Origin of the sequence: Caulobacter sp. SSI4214 (assembly GCF_012184455.1) — a bacterium.
In the GTDB taxonomy this organism is placed as follows: domain Bacteria; phylum Pseudomonadota; class Alphaproteobacteria; order Caulobacterales; family Caulobacteraceae; genus Caulobacter; species Caulobacter vibrioides_E.
In genome coordinates this window covers 37,351-57,006 of sequence record NZ_SZWJ01000007.1, presented here as the reverse complement: position 1 = coordinate 57,006, position 19,656 = coordinate 37,351, and the positions used below count along the sequence as shown (strand labels likewise).

The 19,656-nt window shown below is 68.5% G+C and carries 24 protein-coding genes; 10 read left to right on the top strand and 14 right to left on the bottom strand.

Annotated features, from left to right (window positions below; translation table 11 throughout):
• The first annotated feature begins 6 nt into the window (after positions 1-6).
• Positions 7-921: a ParB/RepB/Spo0J family partition protein gene (locus FCU40_RS03665; protein ID WP_168073034.1), complete on the top strand. Its 915-nt coding sequence runs from the start codon at positions 7-9 to the stop codon at positions 919-921.
• Positions 922-1,141: 220 nt separating this feature from the next.
• On the opposite strand, the gene holA is transcribed toward FCU40_RS03665, so the two are convergent.
• From holA to FCU40_RS03645, 4 genes are all read right to left on the bottom strand, one after another.
• Positions 1,142-2,194 (bottom strand): DNA polymerase III subunit delta, encoded by a 1,053-nt coding sequence (gene holA, locus FCU40_RS03660; protein ID WP_004618192.1) that lies wholly within the window; start codon positions 2,192-2,194, stop codon positions 1,142-1,144.
• 9 nt (positions 2,195-2,203) lie between these two features.
• Positions 2,204-2,701 (bottom strand): LPS assembly lipoprotein LptE, encoded by a 498-nt coding sequence (gene lptE / locus FCU40_RS03655; RefSeq protein WP_168072987.1) that lies wholly within the window; start codon positions 2,699-2,701, stop codon positions 2,204-2,206.
• A 17-nt stretch (positions 2,702-2,718) separates the two neighbouring features.
• Positions 2,719-5,304 carry a leucine--tRNA ligase gene (leuS, locus tag FCU40_RS03650; protein ID WP_168072986.1) on the bottom strand — a complete coding sequence of 862 codons (2,586 nt, stop codon included), beginning with the start codon at positions 5,302-5,304 and terminating at the stop codon, positions 2,719-2,721.
• 135 nt (positions 5,305-5,439) lie between these two features.
• Positions 5,440-5,958, bottom strand: coding sequence for a DUF3576 domain-containing protein (locus tag FCU40_RS03645; RefSeq protein ID WP_081612904.1), 519 nt, complete (start codon positions 5,956-5,958; stop codon positions 5,440-5,442).
• A 254-nt stretch (positions 5,959-6,212) separates the two neighbouring features.
• Here FCU40_RS03645 and FCU40_RS03640 point away from each other — a divergent pair, with 254 nt between their 5' ends.
• Positions 6,213-6,626, top strand: a complete 414-nt coding sequence (locus tag FCU40_RS03640) for an NtrZ family periplasmic regulatory protein (protein ID WP_004618196.1) — start codon at positions 6,213-6,215, stop codon at positions 6,624-6,626.
• Positions 6,627-6,671: 45 nt separating this feature from the next.
• Here the strand turns inward: FCU40_RS03640 and FCU40_RS03635 are convergent, their stop codons facing one another.
• Positions 6,672-7,307 (bottom strand): thiamine phosphate synthase, encoded by a 636-nt coding sequence (locus tag FCU40_RS03635; protein WP_175582056.1) that lies wholly within the window; start codon positions 7,305-7,307, stop codon positions 6,672-6,674.
• 13 nt (positions 7,308-7,320) lie between these two features.
• Here FCU40_RS03635 and FCU40_RS03630 point away from each other — a divergent pair, with 13 nt between their 5' ends.
• Complete coding sequence (locus FCU40_RS03630; protein ID WP_168072985.1) at positions 7,321-7,974, top strand: YggS family pyridoxal phosphate-dependent enzyme; 654 nt, start codon at positions 7,321-7,323, stop codon at positions 7,972-7,974.
• On the opposite strand, the gene FCU40_RS03625 is transcribed toward FCU40_RS03630, so the two are convergent.
• Positions 7,971-8,477 (bottom strand): L,D-transpeptidase family protein, encoded by a 507-nt coding sequence (locus tag FCU40_RS03625; protein WP_168072984.1) that lies wholly within the window; start codon positions 8,475-8,477, stop codon positions 7,971-7,973. The two genes, FCU40_RS03630 and FCU40_RS03625, sit on opposite strands and share 4 nt — an antisense overlap.
• 74 nt (positions 8,478-8,551) lie before the next feature.
• On the opposite strand from FCU40_RS03625, the gene FCU40_RS03620 reads away from it, so the two are divergent.
• Positions 8,552-9,238, top strand: a complete 687-nt coding sequence (locus FCU40_RS03620) for a response regulator transcription factor (RefSeq protein WP_035017107.1) — start codon at positions 8,552-8,554, stop codon at positions 9,236-9,238.
• A gap of 69 nt (positions 9,239-9,307) precedes the next feature.
• Here the strand turns inward: FCU40_RS03620 and secB are convergent, their stop codons facing one another.
• A complete protein-coding gene (gene secB, locus FCU40_RS03615) occupies positions 9,308-9,814 on the bottom strand; it encodes a protein-export chaperone SecB (RefSeq protein ID WP_168072983.1) in 507 nt (168 codons plus the stop codon).
• A gap of 161 nt (positions 9,815-9,975) precedes the next feature.
• Between secB and timA the strand changes: the two genes are divergently transcribed.
• The 3 genes from timA to FCU40_RS03600 are packed head-to-tail and all read left to right on the top strand — an operon-like array spanning position 9,976 to position 12,315.
• Positions 9,976-10,569, top strand: coding sequence for a TIM44-related membrane protein TimA (gene timA, locus FCU40_RS03610; RefSeq protein ID WP_168072982.1), 594 nt, complete (start codon positions 9,976-9,978; stop codon positions 10,567-10,569).
• The gene (locus FCU40_RS03605) at positions 10,569-11,744 is read left to right on the top strand and encodes an MltA domain-containing protein (RefSeq protein WP_168072981.1); all 1,176 of its coding nucleotides are present in this window, start codon (positions 10,569-10,571) and stop codon (positions 11,742-11,744) included. The genes timA and FCU40_RS03605 overlap by 1 nt, the downstream gene beginning before the upstream one ends.
• 1 nt (position 11,745) lies before the next feature.
• Positions 11,746-12,315 (top strand): Smr/MutS family protein, encoded by a 570-nt coding sequence (locus FCU40_RS03600; RefSeq protein WP_168072980.1) that lies wholly within the window; start codon positions 11,746-11,748, stop codon positions 12,313-12,315.
• On the opposite strand, the gene FCU40_RS03595 is transcribed toward FCU40_RS03600, so the two are convergent.
• The 6 genes from FCU40_RS03595 to FCU40_RS03570 are packed head-to-tail and all read right to left on the bottom strand — an operon-like array spanning position 12,312 to position 16,377.
• A complete protein-coding gene (locus tag FCU40_RS03595; protein ID WP_004618205.1) occupies positions 12,312-12,638 on the bottom strand; it encodes a phosphoribosyl-ATP diphosphatase in 327 nt (108 codons plus the stop codon). The two genes, FCU40_RS03600 and FCU40_RS03595, sit on opposite strands and share 4 nt — an antisense overlap.
• Positions 12,635-13,417, bottom strand: a complete 783-nt coding sequence (gene hisF / locus FCU40_RS03590; RefSeq protein WP_168072979.1) for an imidazole glycerol phosphate synthase subunit HisF — start codon at positions 13,415-13,417, stop codon at positions 12,635-12,637. Before hisF ends, FCU40_RS03595 begins: the two co-directional genes overlap by 4 nt.
• Complete coding sequence (hisA, locus tag FCU40_RS03585; RefSeq protein ID WP_168072977.1) at positions 13,417-14,151, bottom strand: 1-(5-phosphoribosyl)-5-[(5-phosphoribosylamino)methylideneamino]imidazole-4-carboxamide isomerase; 735 nt, start codon at positions 14,149-14,151, stop codon at positions 13,417-13,419. The genes hisF and hisA overlap by 1 nt, the downstream gene beginning before the upstream one ends.
• Positions 14,139-14,780, bottom strand: coding sequence for an imidazole glycerol phosphate synthase subunit HisH (gene hisH / locus FCU40_RS03580; protein WP_168072976.1), 642 nt, complete (start codon positions 14,778-14,780; stop codon positions 14,139-14,141). Before hisH ends, hisA begins: the two co-directional genes overlap by 13 nt.
• Before the next feature lie 9 nt (positions 14,781-14,789).
• Complete coding sequence (hisB, locus tag FCU40_RS03575) at positions 14,790-15,380, bottom strand: imidazoleglycerol-phosphate dehydratase HisB (protein WP_168072974.1); 591 nt, start codon at positions 15,378-15,380, stop codon at positions 14,790-14,792.
• A 7-nt stretch (positions 15,381-15,387) separates the two neighbouring features.
• Positions 15,388-16,377 (bottom strand): adenosine kinase, encoded by a 990-nt coding sequence (locus tag FCU40_RS03570; protein ID WP_168072972.1) that lies wholly within the window; start codon positions 16,375-16,377, stop codon positions 15,388-15,390.
• 144 nt (positions 16,378-16,521) lie between these two features.
• Here FCU40_RS03570 and FCU40_RS03565 point away from each other — a divergent pair, with 144 nt between their 5' ends.
• Positions 16,522-17,379, top strand: coding sequence for a transporter (locus FCU40_RS03565; RefSeq protein ID WP_168072970.1), 858 nt, complete (start codon positions 16,522-16,524; stop codon positions 17,377-17,379).
• Between the two features lie 45 nt (positions 17,380-17,424).
• Here the strand turns inward: FCU40_RS03565 and nth are convergent, their stop codons facing one another.
• A complete protein-coding gene (nth, locus tag FCU40_RS03560) occupies positions 17,425-18,129 on the bottom strand; it encodes an endonuclease III (RefSeq protein WP_168073031.1) in 705 nt (234 codons plus the stop codon).
• A gap of 71 nt (positions 18,130-18,200) precedes the next feature.
• Between nth and FCU40_RS03555 the strand changes: the two genes are divergently transcribed.
• Together FCU40_RS03555 and FCU40_RS03550 are read left to right on the top strand one after the other, a co-directional pair.
• Positions 18,201-18,677, top strand: a complete 477-nt coding sequence (locus FCU40_RS03555; protein ID WP_168072968.1) for a DUF2244 domain-containing protein — start codon at positions 18,201-18,203, stop codon at positions 18,675-18,677.
• Between the two features lie 43 nt (positions 18,678-18,720).
• Positions 18,721-19,653 (top strand): methylated-DNA--[protein]-cysteine S-methyltransferase, encoded by a 933-nt coding sequence (locus FCU40_RS03550; RefSeq protein ID WP_168072966.1) that lies wholly within the window; start codon positions 18,721-18,723, stop codon positions 19,651-19,653.
• Positions 19,654-19,656 lie beyond the last annotated feature (3 nt).

Sequence of the window (19,656 nt, the reverse complement as noted above, 5' to 3'; positions counted from 1 at the left end):
AAGATGATGGAGTCCGTAGTGGTGGGTGAGCCCGGTAGTTCCGAGGGCCGGCGTGGTCTGGGTCGTGGTCTGTCCGCTCTGCTGGGCGAGGTCGAGGCGGCGCCCGCCCAGGCACCGGGGGCCAATGCCGGCGGTTCGCGCGAAGCGCCGATCGAGATCCTGAAGCGCAACCCGGACCAGCCGCGCCGCACCTTCCGCGAGGAAGATCTGGAGGACCTGTCCAACTCGATCCGCGAGAAGGGCGTCCTGCAGCCGATCCTGGTCCGTCCCGCGCCGGGCTCGCCCGGGGAATACCAGATCGTCGCCGGTGAACGCCGTTGGCGCGCGGCTCAGCGCGCCGGCCTGCGCAGCGTACCGATCATGGTGCGGGAACTGGACGACCTGGCGGTGCTGGAGATCGGCATCATCGAGAACGTCCAGCGCGCCGATCTGAACGTTCTGGAAGAGGCCCTGTCCTACAAGGTCTTGATGGAGAAGTTCGATCGCACCCAGGAAGCGATCGCCCAGACCATCGGCAAGAGCCGCAGCCACGTCGCCAACACGATGCGTCTGCTGGCCCTACCGGACGAGGTGCAGTCCTACCTGGTCAGCGGCGAGCTGTCGGCCGGTCACGCGCGGGCCATCGCCGCCGCGGCCGATCCGGTGGCCCTGGCCAAGCAGATCATCGAAGGGGGGCTGTCGGTTCGCGAGACCGAGGCCCTGGCCCGCAAAGCGCCGACCGCGACGCCGTCTAAGAACAAGGGCGGTCGCCCGCCTCGCGTCAAGGATACCGACACCCAGGCGCTGGAAGCCGACTTGTCGTCGGTGCTTGGCCTGGACGTTTCGATCGATCATCGTGGGTCGACCGGAACCCTGACCATTAGCTATGCGACGCTTGAGCAGCTGGACGATCTCTGCAATCGTCTGACGCGCGGGGTCTGACCGCTTGCACATAAAAGCGTGCGTGCGGGCGCTTTTTGCAGCGTCCGAAAATCGCCTCTGTCGCGCATGGAGCGGCGCCTTTCCGTACTCGGGGAGGCGCCGTTTTCGTGAGCGGAGGGCGATCCGGGGTGCTTTTGGCCACAAGCCCTTCTGGCGAAAGGATTTCTGGAAAGTCGTCCACAGCCGCGCAAACAATGCTTTTGGGGCGGTTTTCGGAGCTCTACAGCCCCAGACGGCGGGCGCGGCCCGCGATCATCAGAGCCAGACGCTCGGCGATCAGCTGGTCGGGCGAACCGGAGCTCTTGCAGGCCCGATCCGCCGCGAGGACCTCGCCCTGGATGTCCAGGATCGCTTCCAGGTTCCAAGCGCGCGCCTGGCGCAGGAATTCGCGCTCCTGCTTCCAGAAGATTCCAGCGGCCTTGGCGGCGGCCTGCAGGTCGACGCCGTTCTTGTGCAGGGTCAACACCCGGCGCAGACGGCCCAGATAGAAGCTGATGGCCCGGACGGCGGCGGGGCCGCCTTCGCCCTCGGCGGCGGCGCGGCGCAGGGCGGTCTGGGCCGCGCCGGCCCGGCCGCCGAACGCATCGGCGGCGGCGTCGCTCAGCGAGGCTTCGGGCTCGACGCCCAGAAAGTCCGTCAGGTCGGCGGCCGTCGCGTTGATGCCGCTGCCTGGGCCAAGATACAGCGCCAGACGTTCGATCTCCGCCCGGGCGACGCCGCGTTCCTTGGGCAGCCGCGAGACGAAGAGCTCCAGCGCCTCGCTGTTCAGACCGACCCGGTCATTGGCCAGGGTGTCGCGGGTCAGGCGGGCCAGGTCGCCAGCCTCGTCCTCGTAGCAGGGGATGACGGCGCAGCCATTGGCCTTCTCGCCAATCTTGCGGAGCTGGGAATCGCGGCCCAGCGCCCCGGCTTCGATCAGGAAGAAGGCGTCGGGATTGAGCAGGCCCTCGACATGGCGGGTAACGGCCTCGGCGGCGGCCTTGTCCGGACCGGCCTTCTCGCCGGTCAGGCGCAGGCGCACCAGGCGGCGGCCGCCCATCAGCGAGAGGGCCGACAGCTCGTCCTCCAGCTTGGCTGGATCGCTGTCCAGATCGCCTTCGGTGAGCTGGGCGGTGTCGAAGGGGTCGTCGGGGCGCGCGACGACGCGCTTGGCCAGGGCGTTGGCGCGATCGCGCACCACGCCTCGGTCCTTGCCGTAGATAATCACGGCCCGAATGTCCGGGGTCGGCTCCTTCAGGAAGCGTTCGACGTCCGGACGCTTGGAGAGGATCATCCCGAGGCCTTACGCCGGGGCCTTGCCCGCCAGCCAGGCGGCCAGGTCCAGCTGGATCCGGCGCGCGGCCTCGGTCGCGGCCCGCTGCTGGCCATCCTCCTGGGCGGCGATCGCGGCATAGGGCTGGTCGGCCGAGTCATAGGTGACCGATACGGGCGTGACGCCCTTGTGGACCTCGGCGGCCGTCTTGGCGTCGATGAGGCGCCAGGTGACGGTCATCTGCAGCTCGTAGCGGTTGGCCACGTTGTCGAGGCGCACGCCGCGAGGGAAGCGACGCTCGCTGATCCAATAGGTCAGCCGATAGGCCGGCTGAGTCCCCTGGTGATGCGCCAGGGCGTCGTCCAAGGCTTCCCGTAGCAGGTAGCCGGCGCGACCCTCGGACGACACGGCCTCGATGCTGGAGAGGCCACCCTCGACGCCGGGACGGGCGTAGAGGGGGGTGAAGCCGCAGCCCGACAGGGCCATGGCCGAAAGCGCGATTGTGGCGGCTGCCAGGGTGCGTTTCATCGTTGTCGCTTGGAGTCTCAATTGGCCACGATGTTGACGATGCGGTCCTTCACCACGATCACCTTGCGGACCGTGACGCCCTCAAGGTGAGCCATGACGTTGGGATCCGCCAGCGCGATTTTGGTCACTTCGTCGTCCGGGGCGCCGGCCTTGACCTTCACCTCGCCGCGACGCTTGCCGTTGATCTGGATCGGCAGGACGCGTTCGTCGTCCGCGGCCAGGGCCGGGTCGGCCTTGGGCCAGGGAGCGTTGACGACCATGCCTTCGCCGCCGATCTTCGCCCAGGCCTCCTCGGCCAGGTGCGGGGTGAACGGGGCGACCAGCCGGGCCAGGATGTTCAGGGCCTCGGCCCGGGCCGCCAGGACGGCATCCGAAGCGCCTTCAGCCGGCGCGGCCTTCAGGGCGTTCAGGAACTCGTACAGGCGCGCCACGCCGCTGTTGAAGCGGAAGCCCTCGATGCTGTCGGTGACGAAGCCGATCAGCTTGTGGGCGGCCTTGCGCAACGCCAGAGCCGCCTCATCGCTGTCGTCGTGGGCGAAGTCGCCGGCGGGCTGGCTGTCGAACTCGTTCCACAGGCGGTGCGTGAAGCGCCAGCTGCCCTCGACGCCAGCGTTGGTCCACTGAACATCGCGCTCGGGCGGGCTGTCGGACATCACGAACAGCCGGGCGCTGTCGACGCCGTAGGCCTCGAAGATGTCCTCGGGGGCGACGACGTTCTTCTTGGACTTCGACATCTTCTCGATGTCGCCGATGACGATCGGCGCGCCGGTCTTGGCGTGCGTGGCCGAGCGGCTATTGCCCTCGACCTTGATCACCACGTCGGAAGGTTCGACCCATTCGCCGGCCTCGTTCTTGTAGGCCTCGTGGGTGACCATGCCTTGCGTGAACAGGCCCGCGAACGGCTCCTCGACCGAAACCAGGCCCTCGTCCTTCAGAGCGCGGGTGATGAAGCGGGCGTACAGCAGGTGCAGGATCGCGTGCTCGACGCCGCCGATATACTGGTCGACCGGCAGCCAGTAGTCGGCCGCGGCCTTGCCGACCGGCTCGGCGGCTTCCGTGTCGGCGAAGCGGGCGAAGTACCAGCTGGAGTCGATGAACGTATCCAGCGTGTCGGTCTCGCGCTCGGCCTTGCCGCCGCAGGACGGGCAGGTGGTGTGGCGCCAGGTCGGGTGACGCAGCAGCGGGTTGCCCGGCTTGTCGAAGGTGACGTCGTCGGGCAGGGCGACGGGCAGCTGGTCTTCCGGGACGGGGACGACGCCGCAGGCCTCGCAGTGGATGACCGGGATCGGACAGCCCCAGTAGCGCTGGCGCGAAACGCCCCAGTCGCGCAGGCGATAGACGGTCGCGCCCTGGCCCTGGCCGGCCGCCTCGATGCGCGCCACGGCCTCGGCCTTGGCGGTCTCGACGTCCATGCCGTCCAGGAATTCGGAATTGAAGATCTTGCCGGGGCCGACATAGGCCTCCTTGCCGACCGTGAAGGTCGCCGGATCCTCCTCGTTAGGCAGCACCACCGGTTTGACCGGCAGGTCGTACTTGCGGGCGAAGTCCAGGTCGCGCTGGTCGTGGGCCGGGCAGGCGAAGATCGCGCCGGTCCCGTAGTCCATCAGGATGAAGTTGGCGATCCAGACGGGCAGGGTGATCGACGGGTCCAGCGGGTGCTTGACCCGCAGGCCGGTGTCGTAGCCCAGCTTTTCGGCGCTCTCGATCTCGGCTTCCGAGGTGCCGCCCTTGCGGCAGTCGGCGATGAACTGCTGGATTTGCGGGTTCTCGACCGCCAGCTGCTCGGCCAGCGGGTGCTCGGGGGCGATGCCGACGAAGCTGGCGCCGAACAGGGTGTCGGGACGGGTGGTGTAAACTTCCAGGCCCTCGGCCAGGCCGTCGGGCGCTTCGCCGTCAAACTGGAACTTGAAGCGCAGGCCCTTGGAGCGGCCGATCCAGTTCTCCTGCATCAGGCGAACCTTGTCGGGCCAGCGGTCCAGGGTCTTCAGGCCGTCGATCAGGGCGTCGGCGTAGTCGGTGATGCGCAGGAACCACTGGGTCAGCTTGCGCTTCTCGACCGTCGCGCCCGAGCGCCAGCCCTTGCCGTCGATCACCTGCTCGTTAGCCAGGACGGTCATGTCGACCGGGTCCCAGTTGACCGAGGCTTCCTTGCGATAGACCAGACCGCGCTTCAGCAGGCGCAGGAACCAGGCCTGCTGCTTGCCATAGTATTCCGGGTCGCAGGTGGCGAACTCGCGCGACCAATCGACCGAGATGCCCAGCGCCTTCAGCTGCTCGCGCATGGCGGCGATGTTGTCGTAGGTCCAGCCCTTGGGGTGGACGCCGCGCTCCATGGCCGCGTTCTCGGCTGGCATCCCGAAGGCGTCCCAGCCCATCGGGTGCAGGACGTTGAAGCCCTGGGCGCGCTTGTAGCGGGCCACCACGTCGCCCATGGCGTAGTTGCGGACGTGGCCCATGTGGATGCGACCCGACGGGTACGGGAACATCTCGAGCACGTAGTATTTCGGACGGCCGTCGTTGATCTCGCCGGTCTTGAAGACGTCGGCCTTCGCCCAGGCGTCACGCCACTTGGGCTCGGTGTCTTTGGGATTGTAGCGGGCCATCGGAAACCAGGTCTTGGATGCGAAAAGGCGCCCCGTAAGGCGACGCCGCGCAAGACTAGGCGGTTTCGCGGCCGGAGCGCGCAGGAATATGGGTGTTCGGGGTCCTCTTCGCTCGAAGGAGGACCCCGCCGGGCCTTAGCCCTTGATGTTCGACAGGCGAAGCTGGCGCGCGCGCGTCAGAATCGCGTTTTCGATGTCGGTGGCCGTCTGGTCGGAAACCGGAGCGTCGACCCAGGCGCCGTTCGCGTCCTTCGACTGCTTGAACACGGTGACGTTCAGGCCGTCGGCGCGCAGGCGGGTGTCGAGGATATAGACCGTGGCCTTGAAACGCTCGGCGGGAGTCTCGGGGTTCACGTACCAGTCGGTGATGATCACGCCGCCATAGGGGTCGGCCGAGGCCAGGGGCATGAAGGCGAGGGTGTCGAGGCTGGCGCGCCACAGATAGCCGTTGACGCCGATGGCGGCGTCCGGGGTCTGAGCCTTCTTCGCGTGACCCAGCCCCAGGAAGCCTTTCTTCTGGCCTTCGGCGGCGAAAGTCTTGGGGGCCTTGTTGCTGGCGCACGCCGTCATGCCCAGCATCGACAGAGCCAGGACACCCGCGGCGACGCCGCGCATCACAGACCCACGCTCAAACGCCATATTACCTCGCTCCAAATTCTTGCCGGCGCGGCTTCGCGCTTCCAGGCGCGCCCCCGCGGCCGGGAGCCGGTCTATAGCACGGCTGCGCTGCCTCAAAACAGGAATCGCGTGACCTCATCGCCACACGAGACGATTGAATCGTACAAGACCGGCGAAAGTGCGACGACAGTGAGGTTGACCGCGTTTAGCCCAAGCCTTTAATCGCATTTTCAGGGACCCTTCCCTATATGGGATGGGTGGGGACAACAGAGTATAGGCGGCGAGTAGCGATGGTCGCGACGCGTTTCTTTCTGGCGGGAGCCGCCGCGCTGATCCTTTCGGGATCGGCGTCGATGGCGTTCGCCCAGGCCAAGCCTCATGCCGTCGCCCCCGATTTCACCGCCAAGAACGACTTCACAAGCGGCGCTCCCGCCGGCGTGCAGTACCCTCAGGACGACAAGCGCACCCTGCGCTGGGACGCCAAGAAGGGCCGCTGGGGCCTGAAGCTGGACCTCGACCAGCCGACCAACCGTGAAATGGAAATGCAGGACGTTCAGGCCGGCGCCTATTTCAAGGTGACCCCGTCGATCCGGGTCGGCGGCGCCGTCAGCCTGGGCGAGTCCAATCCGGCCTTGGCCGCTCGCCGCGCGCAGCAGAGCGATCCCGCCCCGCGCGTTCGCCTGGAAACCGCGTTCAAGTTCTAGAGCGTGAGGCTGAAGGTCGGAACCGGCTTCAGCTTATCTCACGCTCTAAACATTTGATTTAGAGCCGGCCAGCGCTTCCACTGCCGCGATTCCCACGACGCCGCTGCCGGATAGACGTCCGGCGGTGTCCGCGCGCACGCCCCCCAGCGCATAGACCGGAAGGGCGGTGGCGGAGACCAGCGCGTTCAGGCCTTCTACACCCAAGGGCGCGCCCGCCGAGGGACTGTTGCTGGGAAATACCGGCGAGACCACGACCGCGTCGGCCTCCAAACGCTCGGCGGCGGTCAGCGCGGAACGGTCATGGGCCGCCACCGTGATCAGCCAGTCGGGATGTTCGACGCGCAGGCGGGGGATTTCTCCGGACAGACGTTCGGGCATGTGCAGACCATCGGCGCCGATATCCTCGGCGAGCCGGGGGTGGGCGCCGGCCAGCAGGATCAAGCCGCGCGCGTCGGCGATCGCCCGCAGCCGCCGGCCTTGGTCGACCGCCTCCGGCGCGCCGAAGGCCCGTAAAACGATCCCTGCCCCGCGGGGTAGCCGCAGGGCGACGGCCTCCGGGTCGGCCACCCTGGCCGGGTCCGTGAAGAACAGCAGGTTTGGCAGAACCCGACCGCGCGCGATCCTTGGCGAAAACCCGCTCGCCGTCCTAGACAGGACCTCCAGTTCGCTTTCCGTCCGCAAGATCGAGCTCTCCATGTCGCAAGCCCTCGCCGAGATCCAAGGCCGCATCGCCGCCGCCGAGGCCCGCGCCGGTCGTCCCGCTGGCGACGTGACGCTGGTGGCGGTGTCCAAGACCCAGCCTTGGGAGCATATCGCGCCGGTGCTGGACGCGGGGCAGAAAGTGTTCGGCGAGAACCGCGTCCAGGAGGCCATGGAGCGCTGGAGTCAGCGCCGCGAGGGGCTCGAGCTGCGCCTGATCGGTCCGCTGCAGACCAATAAGGCGCGCGAGGCCGTCGCCTTCTTCGACGTGATCGAGACGTTGGATCGAGAAAAGCTGGCTCGTGTGCTGGCCGACGAGATCCAGCGGGCGGGCAAGGTGCCGCGCCTCTATGTCCAGGTCAATATCGGCGAGGAGCCCCAGAAGGCCGGCATCGCGCCGGACAAGGCGGACGCCTTCATCGCCGCCTGCCGGGAGACCTACGGATTGCCGGTCGAAGGGCTGATGTGCATCCCGCCGGTCGATGCGGACCCCGCGCCGCATTTCGCCAAGCTGAGAGCCATCGCCCAGCGCACCGGCGTCGAGAAGCTGTCCATGGGCATGAGCGACGATTTCGAAATCGCGATCGCGGAGGGCGCGACCTCGGTGCGGGTCGGTTCGGCGCTGTTTGGACGGCGCGACTACGCTTAAAACGCGATCTCGATGGCGTCGCCCGGCTTCGCTGCGGCCAGAACCGCCTCGATATCCGCTCGCGCCAGCGCCACGCAGCCTTCGGTGCCGGGATACCCCTCCCGCGCCAGATGCATGAAGATCGCGGAGCCCAGGCCCGGAACAGGCGGGTCGTCGTTGTGGCCCAGGATCACCACCAAGTCATAGACGGCGTCGTCGCGCCACATCCGCTCGGCGCTGGCCGGATAGGGCAGGGTGACGGGGCGGTTATAGCGGGGGTCCCCCGGCGCGTCGCACCAGCCGTCGTCGGGTCGCGTGGCGCGGCGGGGCAGGGCGGTTCGGGGACCCTCGGGATAGACGTCCGGTCGGTACCAGACCTCCCGCATGACCCAGACGCCGAGCGGGCTCCTGTTATCGCCCTCGCGCTTGTCGGCGGCGGCGATGACGCCGGCCTTGCCGATCGCGCAGCGCACGACGCGGCCTTCCAGCTCGAAACGGCCATCGGCATGGGCGCGAAACGGCATGATCGGTCGACTCCCGGACTTAAGGCCTTGCTCGGGCTTGTCCCGAAGGGGCGCAGCGGTGCATGTTTCCCCTTATGGCGCAACGCAAGACCCTATTGCTCATCGATGACGACGACGACCTGCGCGGCGCCCTTGCCGAGCAACTGGCCCTTCACGAGGAGTTCGCGGTCGCCGAGGCCGCCAGCGCCGGCGAAGGCGTGCGGATGTCGCGCGAGATCAAGCCCGACCTGATCCTGCTGGACGTGGACTTGCCCGACATGGACGGCCGCGAGGCCTGCCGCCTGATGCGCAAGAACGGCGTCACCGCCCCGGTGATCATGCTGACGGCCGCGGCTAGCGACAGCGACACGATCCTGGGCCTGGAGTCCGGCGCCAACGACTATGTCACCAAGCCCTTCCGCTTTGGCGTGCTGCTGGCCCGCATCCGCGCCCAGCTGCGGGTCTACGAGGCTTCGGAAGACGCGCTGTTCCGCATAGGCCCCTACGAGTTCCGCCCCTCGGCCAAGCTGCTGATCGACGAGAAGCAGAAGAAGGTGCGGCTGACCGAGAAGGAAACCAACATCCTCAAGTACCTCTACCGCGCCGGCTCCAAGCCCGTGTCGCGCGAGGAGTTGCTGACCGAGGTCTGGGGCTACAACGCGGGGGTCACCACCCATACGCTGGAGACCCACGTCTACCGCCTGCGCCAGAAGATCGAGCCCGATCCGGCCGTGGCGCGGATTCTGATCACCGAGATGGGCGGGTACAGGCTGCAGCCTTAGGCTTGAGATCAAAAGAAAAGGGCCCAGCCTTTCGGCCGAGCCCCTCTCGGATCACTTTGCTCCAACGCCTCAGGCGTTGCCGACCACGCCGCCGGTTTCGGCCTGGGCCTTGCGCGCGGCGTAGACGCCGGCGAAGTCGATCGGGTCGATCAGGAACGGCGGGAAGCCGCCCTCGGCCGTGACGTCCGAAATCAGACGACGGGCATAGGGGAACAGGAAGCGAGGGCACTCGATCAGCAGCACCGGCTCCAGATCTTCCTGGCTGACGCCTTCGATGTGGAACAGGCCGCCATAGACCACCTCGACGTGGAACACCGCCTGCTCCTCGCGCAGGGCGCGGGCCGACAGCTTCAGGTCCACTTCGAACAGACCGTCTGGACGGCCCCGGGCGTTCATCTCAACGCCCATGTCGATGGCCGGCTGGGTCGCGCCAGCCCGCAGGCTGTCGGGCGCCAGGGGATTTTCAAACGAGAAGTCGCGGACGAACTGGGCCAGGATGCGGATGCCCGCTTGGCCGGCCTCGGCGCCTTCCGGGGTCGCCCCAGGGGTACCATTGGGGGCGGTGGTGTCGGTCATTAGGATAAAATCCGTAATCGGCGGCTAGAACGCCTGAGAAAAGGTGGGCGCTGCTACCATGCGGGCTGTTCTGGCGCAACGCCAGGCGCCTGACGGAAGAGCGTCTCTCGCCTATATAGACACCATCCCAAGGGCTCGAAAGCCCGCCGCCGGACCCTGAAGTGCTCCAGATCCTGTTCCTCGCGGCCGTCGCCGCCGTCGTCCTGTACCAGCTCTACGCCACCCTGGGCCGCCGGGTGGGGCGTCAGCCCGAGGACGCGCCCGCTGGGGCGATTCCGGGCTCGCCCAGTCCCGCGCCGCAAGCCAACCCGGGACACGCGATCGAGGGCGTGGCCACGTTGAAGGCCAAGCAGCCGGACTTCGACCCGGACAAGTTCCTCTCCGGCGCGCGCTCGGCCTACGAGCAGATCGTCACGGCCTACGCCGCCGGCGACCGCGAGACGCTGAAGCCGCTTCTGGTCCAGGAAGTCATGGACAATTTCGAGCAGGCCATGGCGGCCCGCGAGACCGCCGGCCGCGCCGAGAAGGTCGAGTTCCTGACCGCGCCGCGCCTGGATCTCGAAAAGGTCGATGTGATCGGGGACGTCGCCAAGGCCGTGGTGCGCATCCTGGCCGAGGTCCGCACCCGCACCAAGGACGAGCGCGGCGAGGGCGTCGACGACCGTCGCACGGCGGAGCTCTGGACCTTCGAGCGCGAGGTCAAGAGCGCCAATCCGAACTGGCGCCTGGCGTTCGTCGCCGCCGCCGAGGCGTAATGACTCGTCGTATCGCCGTTCCCGGCGCCGTTGCGCCGCTGGCCCTGGCGGCCATGCTGCTGAGCGCCTGCGCGAGTACGGCGCCGCCGCCGTCCGCGAGCTCGGGAGCCGTCGCTCCGCCCCCAGCGACCGTTTCGCCGCCCGCGCCTTCGCCTTCGACTTCGCCCGCTCTGTCGTTCTCCGGCCTGACGGGCTGGAGCGAGGAAGACCACCTGGCGGCCTTGAACGCTTTTCGCGCGGGCTGCGGCGTAGCCAAGGAACCGGCCATGGCCCGGGTCTGCGGCTTGGCCAAGGCGACGGTAATCCAGGACGAGCCGGGCGCGCGGGCGTTTTTGGAGGCCAATTTCCGGCCCGAGCCGGTCGGCGACGAGGGCTTGCTGACCGCCTATTTCGCCCCTCGCTACGACGCGCGCATGTCGCGCAACGCCGAGTTCTCGGCCCCGATGCGGGGTTTGCCCTCCGACCTGGCCGTTGTGGATCTTGGCCCCTTCGATCCGGCGTTCGTGGGCAAGAAGATCACCGGCCATGTCGAAGGACCGACCTTCGTCCCCTATCCAGACCGCGGCGAGATCGAGGCGGTCCCGACCGACAAGCCCCTGGCCTGGATGCGGCCCGAGGACCTGTTCTTTCTGCAGATCCAGGGTTCGGGCGTGCTGGTCTTGCCGGACGGGCGCCGGGTGCGGGCGGTCTTCGCCGGCACGAATGGCAAGCCGTTCGTCGGCATCGCCAGCGCCCTGCGCGACAAGGGCCTGCTGCCCGACAACAACACCTCGGGCGAGGCGATCCGATCCTGGCTGGCCGCCCATCGCGGCCCCGAGGCCGACGCGATCATGCGGCTGAACCCGCGCTATGTGTTCTTCCGGACAACGCCGGACGACGGCAAGGAGCCGGTCGGCTCGGCCGGCGTATCGCTGCCGCCTGGCCGCGCCATCGCCGTCGATCCCAGCCGCCACGCGATGGGAGGCCTCTACTGGTTGGACGCCGCGACGCCCAAGCTATCGGGCGCCTTCCCGGCCTATCGCCGTCTGGCCATGGCGCTGGACACCGGCGGCGCGATCAAGGGCGACGTCCGGGCCGACCTCTATATGGGCACGGGCGACGCGGCCGGCGCCGAGGCCGGGCGCGTGCGCCACGCGCTGCGGCTCTATCGGCTCGTGCCGACTCCGCGATCCTGACGTGGCCAGGAAGCCGCCACCCGGCCCGGACGACGACAGGCGACTCTGGAAGCTCGTCGCGTCGACGGTGACGCCGCGCGCGCCGGTGAAACCCGAGAAGATGCGGTCCAAGGCGCGGATCCGGCCGTCTTTGAAGGCCGACACCGCCTTGCCCGCCGATCCGCCGACGCGCCTGGTCTCGATCGCGCCGCTGCGGCTGGATCCGGAGGATCTGAAGGTCCCCGCGCCGAAGCCGCTCAAGGGCCCGGCGGGCCATATCGAGCCCAATCGCAAACTGCGGATCGTCAAGGAGCGCGACCCGATCGGCGCGCGGCTGGACATGCACGGCCTCGACCAGGACCAGGCTCGCGCGACGCTGGAGGCCTTCATCCGCCGCGCGTTCAGCCAGGGCCACCGGGCGGTGCTGGTGATCACCGGCAAGGGCAAGGTGGGGCAGGGCGTCCTGCGCACCCGCACGCCCGAATGGCTGGCCGATCCCTCCCTGCGCGAAATGATCGCCGGCGTCTCCACCGCCGACCGCCGCCACGGCGGCGAGGGGGCGCTGTACGTGGCGCTGAAGCGGCGGGTCTAGCCCTTCCGCGACGCCTTCTCGGCGATGCCCGAGGTCCCCTCGCGAGCTTCCAGCTTCTCGGCCACGGCGTCCAGCGGGACGCCGGAAGCGGCCATCAGGGCCAGCCAGTGGTAGAGCAGGTCGGCGCTTTCGGCGGCCAAGGCATCCGGGCCCTGGGCCACGGCGGCGATCACCGTCTCGACGGCTTCCTCGCCCAGCTTCTTGGCGGCCAGGGCCGGATCGTTCAGCAGCTTGGCGGTATAGGACACCGCCGGATCGCCGCCCTTGCGGGCCTCGATCGTGGCGGACAGGCGTTGCAGCACGTCGGTCAGGCGCTGGCTCATGCGACTTCCTTCAGGGCGTCGAGACGCACGGGGATGCCGGCCTCGGCCATGGCCCGTTTGGCCTCGCCGATCGAGATCTCGCCGAAGTGGAAGATCGAGGCGGCCAGCACGGCGGCGGCGTGGCCGTCGCGGGCGGCTTCCACCAGGTGCTCGGTATTGCCCGCGCCGCCCGAGGCGATCACCGGCACGGTGACCTCGGCCGTGACGGCCTTCAGCAGCGGGATGTCGTAGCCGATCTTGGCGCCGTCGCGGTCCATCGAGGTCAGCAGGATCTCGCCCGCGCCGCGCTCGACCACCTTGGCGGCCCATTCGACCACGTCGATGCCGGTGTCCTTGCGGCCGCCATAGGTCCAGACGTTCCAGCCCGAGCCGTCCTGGCGGGCCTTGGCGTCGATGGCCACGACCACGCACTGGGCTCCGAAGGCGTCGGCGCCACCGGCGATCAGGTCGGGGTTCTCGACGGCCGCGGTGTTGACCGAGACCTTGTCGGCGCCGGCCAGCAGCAGGCGGCGCATGTCCGAGACCTGCCGAACGCCGCCGCCCACCGAGACGGGCATGAAGCAGACCTCGGCGGTGCGCGAAATGACGTCCAGGATCAGGCCCCGGCCCTCGCTCGAGGCGGTGATGTCGAGGAACATCAACTCGTCCGCGCCGGCCGCGTCATACGCCCGAGCCTGCTCCACCGGGTCGCCGGCGTCGCGCAGGGAGACGAAGTTGACCCCCTTGACCACCCGCCCATCCTTCACGTCGAGGCAGGGAATGATCCGGGTCTTCAGCATCAGGCGGCCGCCGCGATCAGGGCTTCGGCCGGCTTGATCGTGCCGGCATAGAGCGAGCGGCCCAGGATCGCGCCGGCGATCTCGACGCCCTTGCGGGCCTTCAGCCGCTCGATGTCGGCCACCGAGGCGACGCCGCCCGAGGCGATGACCGGGATCGAGACCGCGTCGGCCAGCTCGCCCACGCCCTCGACATTGACGCCGGTCAGGGCGCCGTCGCGGCTGATGTCGGTGACGATCAGGGCCGCGACGCCCGCGTCCTCGAAGCGCTTGCCCAGGGTGATGGCGTCCAGATCCGACAGGCCGGTCCAGCCGTCGACCGCGACCTTGCCGTCGCGGACGTCGACGGCCACGGCGATCTGCTCGGGCCACAGGCGGGCGGCCTTCTTGACCAGTTCCGGGTCGTGCACCGCGACGGTGCCGAGGATGACGCGCGAGACGCCCGCCTCGATCCAGGCCTCGACGCCTTCCAGCGTGCGGATGCCGCCGCCCAGCTGCACCGGGATCGAGATCGACTCCAGGATATGCTCGACGGCGGCGGTATTGACCGACTTCCCCTCGATGGCGCCGTTCAGGTCAACGACGTGCAGCCACGAGAAGCCGTCCTTGACGAAGCGCTGGGCCTGGTCGGCCGGCGAGGTGTTGAAGACCGTGGCCTTCTCCATGTCGCCGTGCAGCAGGCGCACGCACTGGCCGTCCTTCAGGTCGATGGCGGGATAGAGGATCATGGGCGCCATTCCAGGAAGTTGGCGAGCAGGGCGAGCCCTGAGGCTTGTGATTTTTCGGGGTGAAACTGTACGCCCGCGACATTGTCCTTGGCCACCGCGGCCGTGAACGGTCCGCCGTGGTCGGTTGTCGCGACGACATCTTCCGGGTTGGAAGGCGTCAGGGCGAACGAATTGGCGTAGTACATGTGGGCGCCGTCCTCGATGCCCGCGAACAGGGCATGAGCGCGGGTGAAGGCGATGGCGTTCCAGCCCATGTGCGGGATGGTCAGCGACGGATCGGCGGGTTCGAGCTTCTTCACCTGGCCTGCGATCCAGTCGAGACCGGGCGTGACGCCGAACTCCAGGCCCTCGGTGGCCAGGAGCTGGTGGCCGACGCAGATGCCCATGAAGGGCACGCCCCGGCCGTGCACGGCCTGGTTCATCGCCTCGTAGACGCCGGTGGCGTCCAGGCCGGCGCGGCAGGACGCGAAGGCCCCGACGCCGGGCAGGAAGACGCGATCGGCCTTGGCGACAAGGTCGGGATCGGCGGTGACGACGATGTCGGCGTCGAGCGCGCGGCGGCGGGCCGCCTCACGCAGGGCCTTCTCGGCCGAACGCAGGTTGCCCGACCCGTAGTCGATCAGGGCGACGGTCTGCATGGAGTGTCCTTACAGCACGCCCTTGGTGGACGGAGCCTGGCCGCCGGTCTTCGGGTCGATCTCGACCGCCTGACGCAGCGCCCGGGCCAGGGCCTTGAAGCCGCTTTCGGCGACGTGGTGGGTGTTGTCGCCGTACAGCGTCTCCAGATGCACGCACGCCCCGCTGTTCATCGCGAACGCGTGGTGGAACTCCTTGAAGAGCTCGGTGTCCATCTCGCCGACCTTGGGGCGCTTGAACTCGACCTTCCAGACCAGGTACGGGCGGTTCGAGAGGTCGATGGCGCAGCGCGTCAGGGTCTCGTCCATCGGGATATAGGCCGAGCCGAAGCGCCGGATGCCCTTGAAGCCGTCCAGCGCCTTGTTCACCGCCAGGCCCAGCACGATGCCGGTGTCCTCGACCGTGTGGTGCATGTCGATGTGCAGGTCACCCTTGGTCTCGACCTTCAGGTCGAAGCCGCCGTGGCGCGCGAAGCTCTCCAGCATATGGTCGTAGAAACCAATGCCGGTGGAGATCGTCGAGGCGCCGGTCCCGTCGAGATCGATCCAGACCCGGATCTGGGTCTCCTTCGTCTCGCGGACCACTTCAGCGGTGCGGGCCATCTGAGTTCTAAAGTCCGTTCTTCTGGGCCAGCGCGCGCAGGGAGACCTGCGGACGCGGACCGTAGTGGTCGATCACCTCGGCGGCGGCCAGGCTGCCCAGCTGGCCACAGACCGGCAGCGGGCGGCCCTGGGAAAGGCCGTAGAGGAAACCCGCCGCGTATTGGTCGCCCGCGCCGGTCGTGTCCACGACTTTTTCGACCGGATAGGCCGAGATTTCATGCAACTGCCCGTTGGCGACCACCACCGAGCCCTTTTCGCTGCGGGTAACGGCGGCGATCTCGCAGCGATCGGCCAAAGCCTTGACGGCCTCTTCGAAGTCGGTGGTCTCGAACAGCGCGCAGACCTCGCTCGCGTTGGCGAAGACGATGTCGCACTGGGTTTCGACGAAGCCGAGCAAGGCCGAGCGGTGGCGGTCGACCACGAAACTGTCGGACAGGGTCATGGCGATCTTGCGCCCGGCGCCGTGGGCCAGGGCGGCGGCCTTGGCGAAGGCGCGGCGCGCTTCGGGCGGATCGAACAGATAGCCTTCCAGATACGAGATCTGGGCCGCCTCGATGATTTCGGGGTCGACGTCGGCGGACGTCAGCTCGACGCAGGCGCCCAGATAGGTGGACATGGTGCGCTGGGCGTCAGCGGTCACATTGATCAGGCTCTGGGCCGTGGCCGGTCCCTCGGCCAGCGGCGGCGTCGTGAAGGCGCAGCCGATCGCCTTCATGTCGTGGCGGAAAACCCGGCCGAGCTGGTCGTCGGCGACCTTGCCGATATAGGCGGCCTTGCCGCCGAAGCTGGCGATGCCGGCCATGGTGTTGGCGACGCTGCCGCCCGAGGCCTCGATGCCCGCCGCCATGGCCTCATACAGGCTGGCCGCGCGCGCCGGATCGATCAGGGCCATCGCGCCTTTCGTCAGGCCCTCCCTCTCCAGGAAGGCGTCGTCGCACTGGGCGATGACATCGACGATGGCGTTGCCGATGCCGGCGACGTCGTAAAGCGCGGTCATGGAGCGGAGCAAACCTTTGAAAGAACGGGCCGAAAGGCGCAAACAGCAGGCGATTAAAGGAAGTGGCCGTCCAAGGCAACGCAAGGCTTGCCTCGCGGACCGCGACATTCTAGCCGCCAATTCCCGCCCAGCATGAGCAAACCGATGATCGACGTCCTGATCCTGGTCCCCGCCCGTGACGACCCCCGGCCCGAGGACAGCTGGCGCCCGCAGTTCGAGCGCCTGGCCGCGCCGCTGCGCGCGCGGGGCCTGACCGTCGAGGCCCAGCCCTGGACGGAAGCGTTCGACAAGGGCCGCGCGCGGCTGGTCACGCCGTCCCTGGCCTGGGGCTATCACGGTCGCGAGGCCGAGTGGTTCGGCGTCCTCGACCGGCTGGAGCGCGACGGCGTCCGCGTCGCCAATCCCGTCTCGGTGCTGCGTTGGAATTCGACCAAGACCTATCTGCTCGAACTGGCCGAGCGCGGCGCGCCGGTCGTGCCGACCCACGCGCACGACAAGCTCACGCCCGAGGCGATCGCGGCGGCTTTCGACGCCTTTGGCGTGGAGGAGCTGGTGGTCAAGCCGCAGGTCTCGGCCGGCGCGCGCGACACCGTCCGGATCAAGCGTCATGGCGCGCTGGACGGCTGTCCCGGCGGTCCGGCGCTGATCCAGCCGTTCCTGCCGGCGGTGGGCGAAGAGGGCGAGCTGTCGCTGTTCTATTTCGACGGTCATTTCAGCCACGCGGTGGCCAAGGTGGCGGTCGAGGGCGATTTCCGCGTCCAGCCGCGGTTCGGCGGTCGGGTCAGCGAGATCGCCCCCGAGCCCGAGGCCCTGCGCGCCGCCGAGATGGTGCTGAGCGCCGCGCCTAGCGACCTGACTTATGCCCGCGTCGACCTGATCCGGGGGCTGGACCATACGCCTCGGCTGATGGAGCTGGAGGCCATCGAGCCGGACCTCTTCCTCGAACACGCCCACGACCATGGCGCGGCCTTCGCGGCGGCGGTGATGCGGGCGATCGGGTAGTTAAGACAAGCTGCCCCCCGCGTCGCGGGGAGGAACCGAGCAGGCCTACGCCCCCAGAAAAAGCTCCCGCGACGGACAAAGATCGCTGATCTTGCAGACCTCGCACTTCGGCTTTCGCGCCACGCAGACATAGCGCCCGTGCAGGATCAGCCAGTGGTGCGCGCGGGTCTGGTAGGGGCCGGGCACGATCCGCATCAGGTCCTGCTCGACCGCGTCGGGCGTCTTGCCTTTCGACAGCTTCAGCCGGTGCGAGACGCGGAAGACGTGGGTATCGACGGCGATGGCCGGTTCGATGTCCAGTTCGTTCAGCACGACGGACGCGGTCTTGCGGCCAACGCCCGGCAGGGCCTCGAGATCGGCGCGGTTCAGCGGGACCTGGCCGCCGTGCTTGTCCATCAGGATGTGGGCGGCGGCGATGACGTTCTTGGCCTTGGTGCGGAAGAGGCCGATCGAGGCGATGTATTTGATCAGGCCCTCTTCGCCGAGCGCCAGCATCTTCTCGGCGCTGTCGGCGACCTGGAACAGCGGGCCGGTCGCCTTGTTGACCTGAATGTCGGTGGCCTGGGCCGACAGGGCCACGGCGGTGACCAGCTCGTAGGGGTTGGAATAGTTGAGCTCGGTCTTGGGATGCAGATCCAGGCTTTCGAACCTGCGGAACAGGATCTCGACGCGCTCGCGCTCGGCGGGGCTGATCCGCTTGGCGGCGGGCTTCTTCTTCGGGACAGGGGACTTGGCCATCGGCGCGACCATGCCGTGATGCGCCGATCTCGCCAAGAAGGACGCCTCGCCAAGCGCGGCGCGGATCCCTAAATTCCCGAGCGATGACCGCGCCGATCTACATGGACGCCCAGATCACCCCGAACCGGTCGCTGAGCGATCGGGGCATGAAGGTCGTGCTTGGGATCGTCATCGCCTTCAATGCCTTGGTGGCGCTGTTCCTGCTGGTTCTGCACGCGCCCGTGGTGCTGCCGTTCCTGGGCCTGGACGTGCTGGGGATCTGGCTGGCGCTGCGGGCCAGCGCCCGCGCCGCGCGGCGTATCGAGCGGGTCCATGTCACCGCCGAGGCCGTCACCGTTAGCCGCGAGGACGAGAAGGGCGCGCGAACCATCTGGACCTCGCCGACCGCCTTCACCCGGGTGGAGGTCGACCAGCCCGGCGAGCACGACACCCGCGTGCGCCTGATGATCCACCGCCGTCGCCTGACCGTGGGGCGGGCGCTCAGCCCGGACGCCCGGATGGACTTCGCCGACGCCCTGCGGGAGGCCATTCGCGCGGCCCGGAACGAGCGGTGGTCATGACCGCAAGAACCGGGCGGCGCTCGATCTGGAAGGGCCCTAGCCTGTGAGCATGGCCTACGACGCCCCCAATCTGTCCGCCGCGAGCGAGGAATTGCTTCGTCTAGCCGAACGCTCGGTCGACTATCACCGCATGGCCAAGGCCCTGGACTGGCTGGCCGAGCGGTGGTCCGAACATCCCTCGCTCGACGAGGCCGCCCAGGCCGTGGGCCTGTCGCCGTTCCACTTTCAGCGCATCTTCACCCGCTGGGCGGGGGTCAGCCCCAAGAGCTTCGTGTCCGCGATCGCCCATGCCGAGGCCCGGCGGTCGCTGGAAGCCGGCGGCACGGTGCTGGACGCGGCCTTCGACGCGGGCCTCTCGGGGCCTTCGCGTCTGCACGACCTGTTCATCGCCCAGGAGGCGGCGACGCCCGGCGACGTGCGTCGGCGCGGAGCGGGGATGCGATTACGCTGGGGCTGGGCGCCGACGCCGTTCGGCCGGGGCCTGTTCGTGATCGCCGAGCGGGGCCTGGCGGGCCTGGCCTTTTCGGACGGCGACGACGCGGCGACCTTCGCCGACATGCACCGCCGCTTCCCCGCCGCCGACTGGATCCGGGACGACGCGGCCGCCCAAGGCATGGCCCTGCGCGCCTTCGCGGGCGGGGCGGGGCCGTTGCCGGTGGTGCTGATCGGCTCGCCGTTCCACATCCAGGTCTGGAAGGCGCTCTTGAACATTCCGGCGGGCGAGACGGCCACCTATGGCCAAGTAGCGTCCTGGGCCGGCAAGCCCCGCGCGTTCCAGGCGACCGGGGGCGCGATCGGCGCCAATCCGATCTCGCTGCTGATCCCCTGTCACCGCGCCATCGCCAAGAGCGGCAAGCTTACGGGGTATCACTGGGGGCTAGCCCGCAAGGCGGCGATTTTGGGGATGGAGGCGGTCCAAAGACACCCTCTCCCAGAGGGAGAGGGCGGGGCCCATCGCGGAGCGATGGGAGGGTGAGGG

Bases quoted from the DNA above. Each gene is read 5' to 3' on its own strand.
- FCU40_RS03665 (WP_168073034.1), top strand. From the start codon at position 7: ATGGAGTCCGTAGTGGTGGGTGAGCCCGGTAGTTCCGAGGGCCGGCGT.
- holA (WP_004618192.1), bottom strand. From the start codon at position 2,194: ATGATCCTCTCCAAGCGTCCGGACGTCGAACGCTTCCTGAAGGAGCCG.
- lptE (WP_168072987.1), bottom strand. From the start codon at position 2,701: ATGAAACGCACCCTGGCAGCCGCCACAATCGCGCTTTCGGCCATGGCC.
- leuS (WP_168072986.1), bottom strand. From the start codon at position 5,304: ATGGCCCGCTACAATCCCAAAGACACCGAGCCCAAGTGGCGTGACGCC.
- FCU40_RS03640 (WP_004618196.1), top strand. From the start codon at position 6,213: ATGGTCGCGACGCGTTTCTTTCTGGCGGGAGCCGCCGCGCTGATCCTT.
- FCU40_RS03630 (WP_168072985.1), top strand. From the start codon at position 7,321: ATGTCGCAAGCCCTCGCCGAGATCCAAGGCCGCATCGCCGCCGCCGAG.
- FCU40_RS03625 (WP_168072984.1), bottom strand. From the start codon at position 8,477: ATGCCGTTTCGCGCCCATGCCGATGGCCGTTTCGAGCTGGAAGGCCGC.
- FCU40_RS03620 (WP_035017107.1), top strand. From the start codon at position 8,552: ATGGCGCAACGCAAGACCCTATTGCTCATCGATGACGACGACGACCTG.
- secB (WP_168072983.1), bottom strand. From the start codon at position 9,814: ATGACCGACACCACCGCCCCCAATGGTACCCCTGGGGCGACCCCGGAA.
- FCU40_RS03605 (WP_168072981.1), top strand. From the start codon at position 10,569: ATGACTCGTCGTATCGCCGTTCCCGGCGCCGTTGCGCCGCTGGCCCTG.
- FCU40_RS03595 (WP_004618205.1), bottom strand. From the start codon at position 12,638: ATGAGCCAGCGCCTGACCGACGTGCTGCAACGCCTGTCCGCCACGATC.
- hisF (WP_168072979.1), bottom strand. From the start codon at position 13,417: ATGCTGAAGACCCGGATCATTCCCTGCCTCGACGTGAAGGATGGGCGG.
- hisA (WP_168072977.1), bottom strand. From the start codon at position 14,151: ATGGCGCCCATGATCCTCTATCCCGCCATCGACCTGAAGGACGGCCAG.
- hisH (WP_168072976.1), bottom strand. From the start codon at position 14,780: ATGCAGACCGTCGCCCTGATCGACTACGGGTCGGGCAACCTGCGTTCG.
- hisB (WP_168072974.1), bottom strand. From the start codon at position 15,380: ATGGCCCGCACCGCTGAAGTGGTCCGCGAGACGAAGGAGACCCAGATC.
- FCU40_RS03570 (WP_168072972.1), bottom strand. From the start codon at position 16,377: ATGACCGCGCTTTACGACGTCGCCGGCATCGGCAACGCCATCGTCGAT.
- FCU40_RS03565 (WP_168072970.1), top strand. From the start codon at position 16,522: ATGATCGACGTCCTGATCCTGGTCCCCGCCCGTGACGACCCCCGGCCC.
- nth (WP_168073031.1), bottom strand. From the start codon at position 18,129: ATGGTCGCGCCGATGGCCAAGTCCCCTGTCCCGAAGAAGAAGCCCGCC.
- FCU40_RS03555 (WP_168072968.1), top strand. From the start codon at position 18,201: ATGACCGCGCCGATCTACATGGACGCCCAGATCACCCCGAACCGGTCG.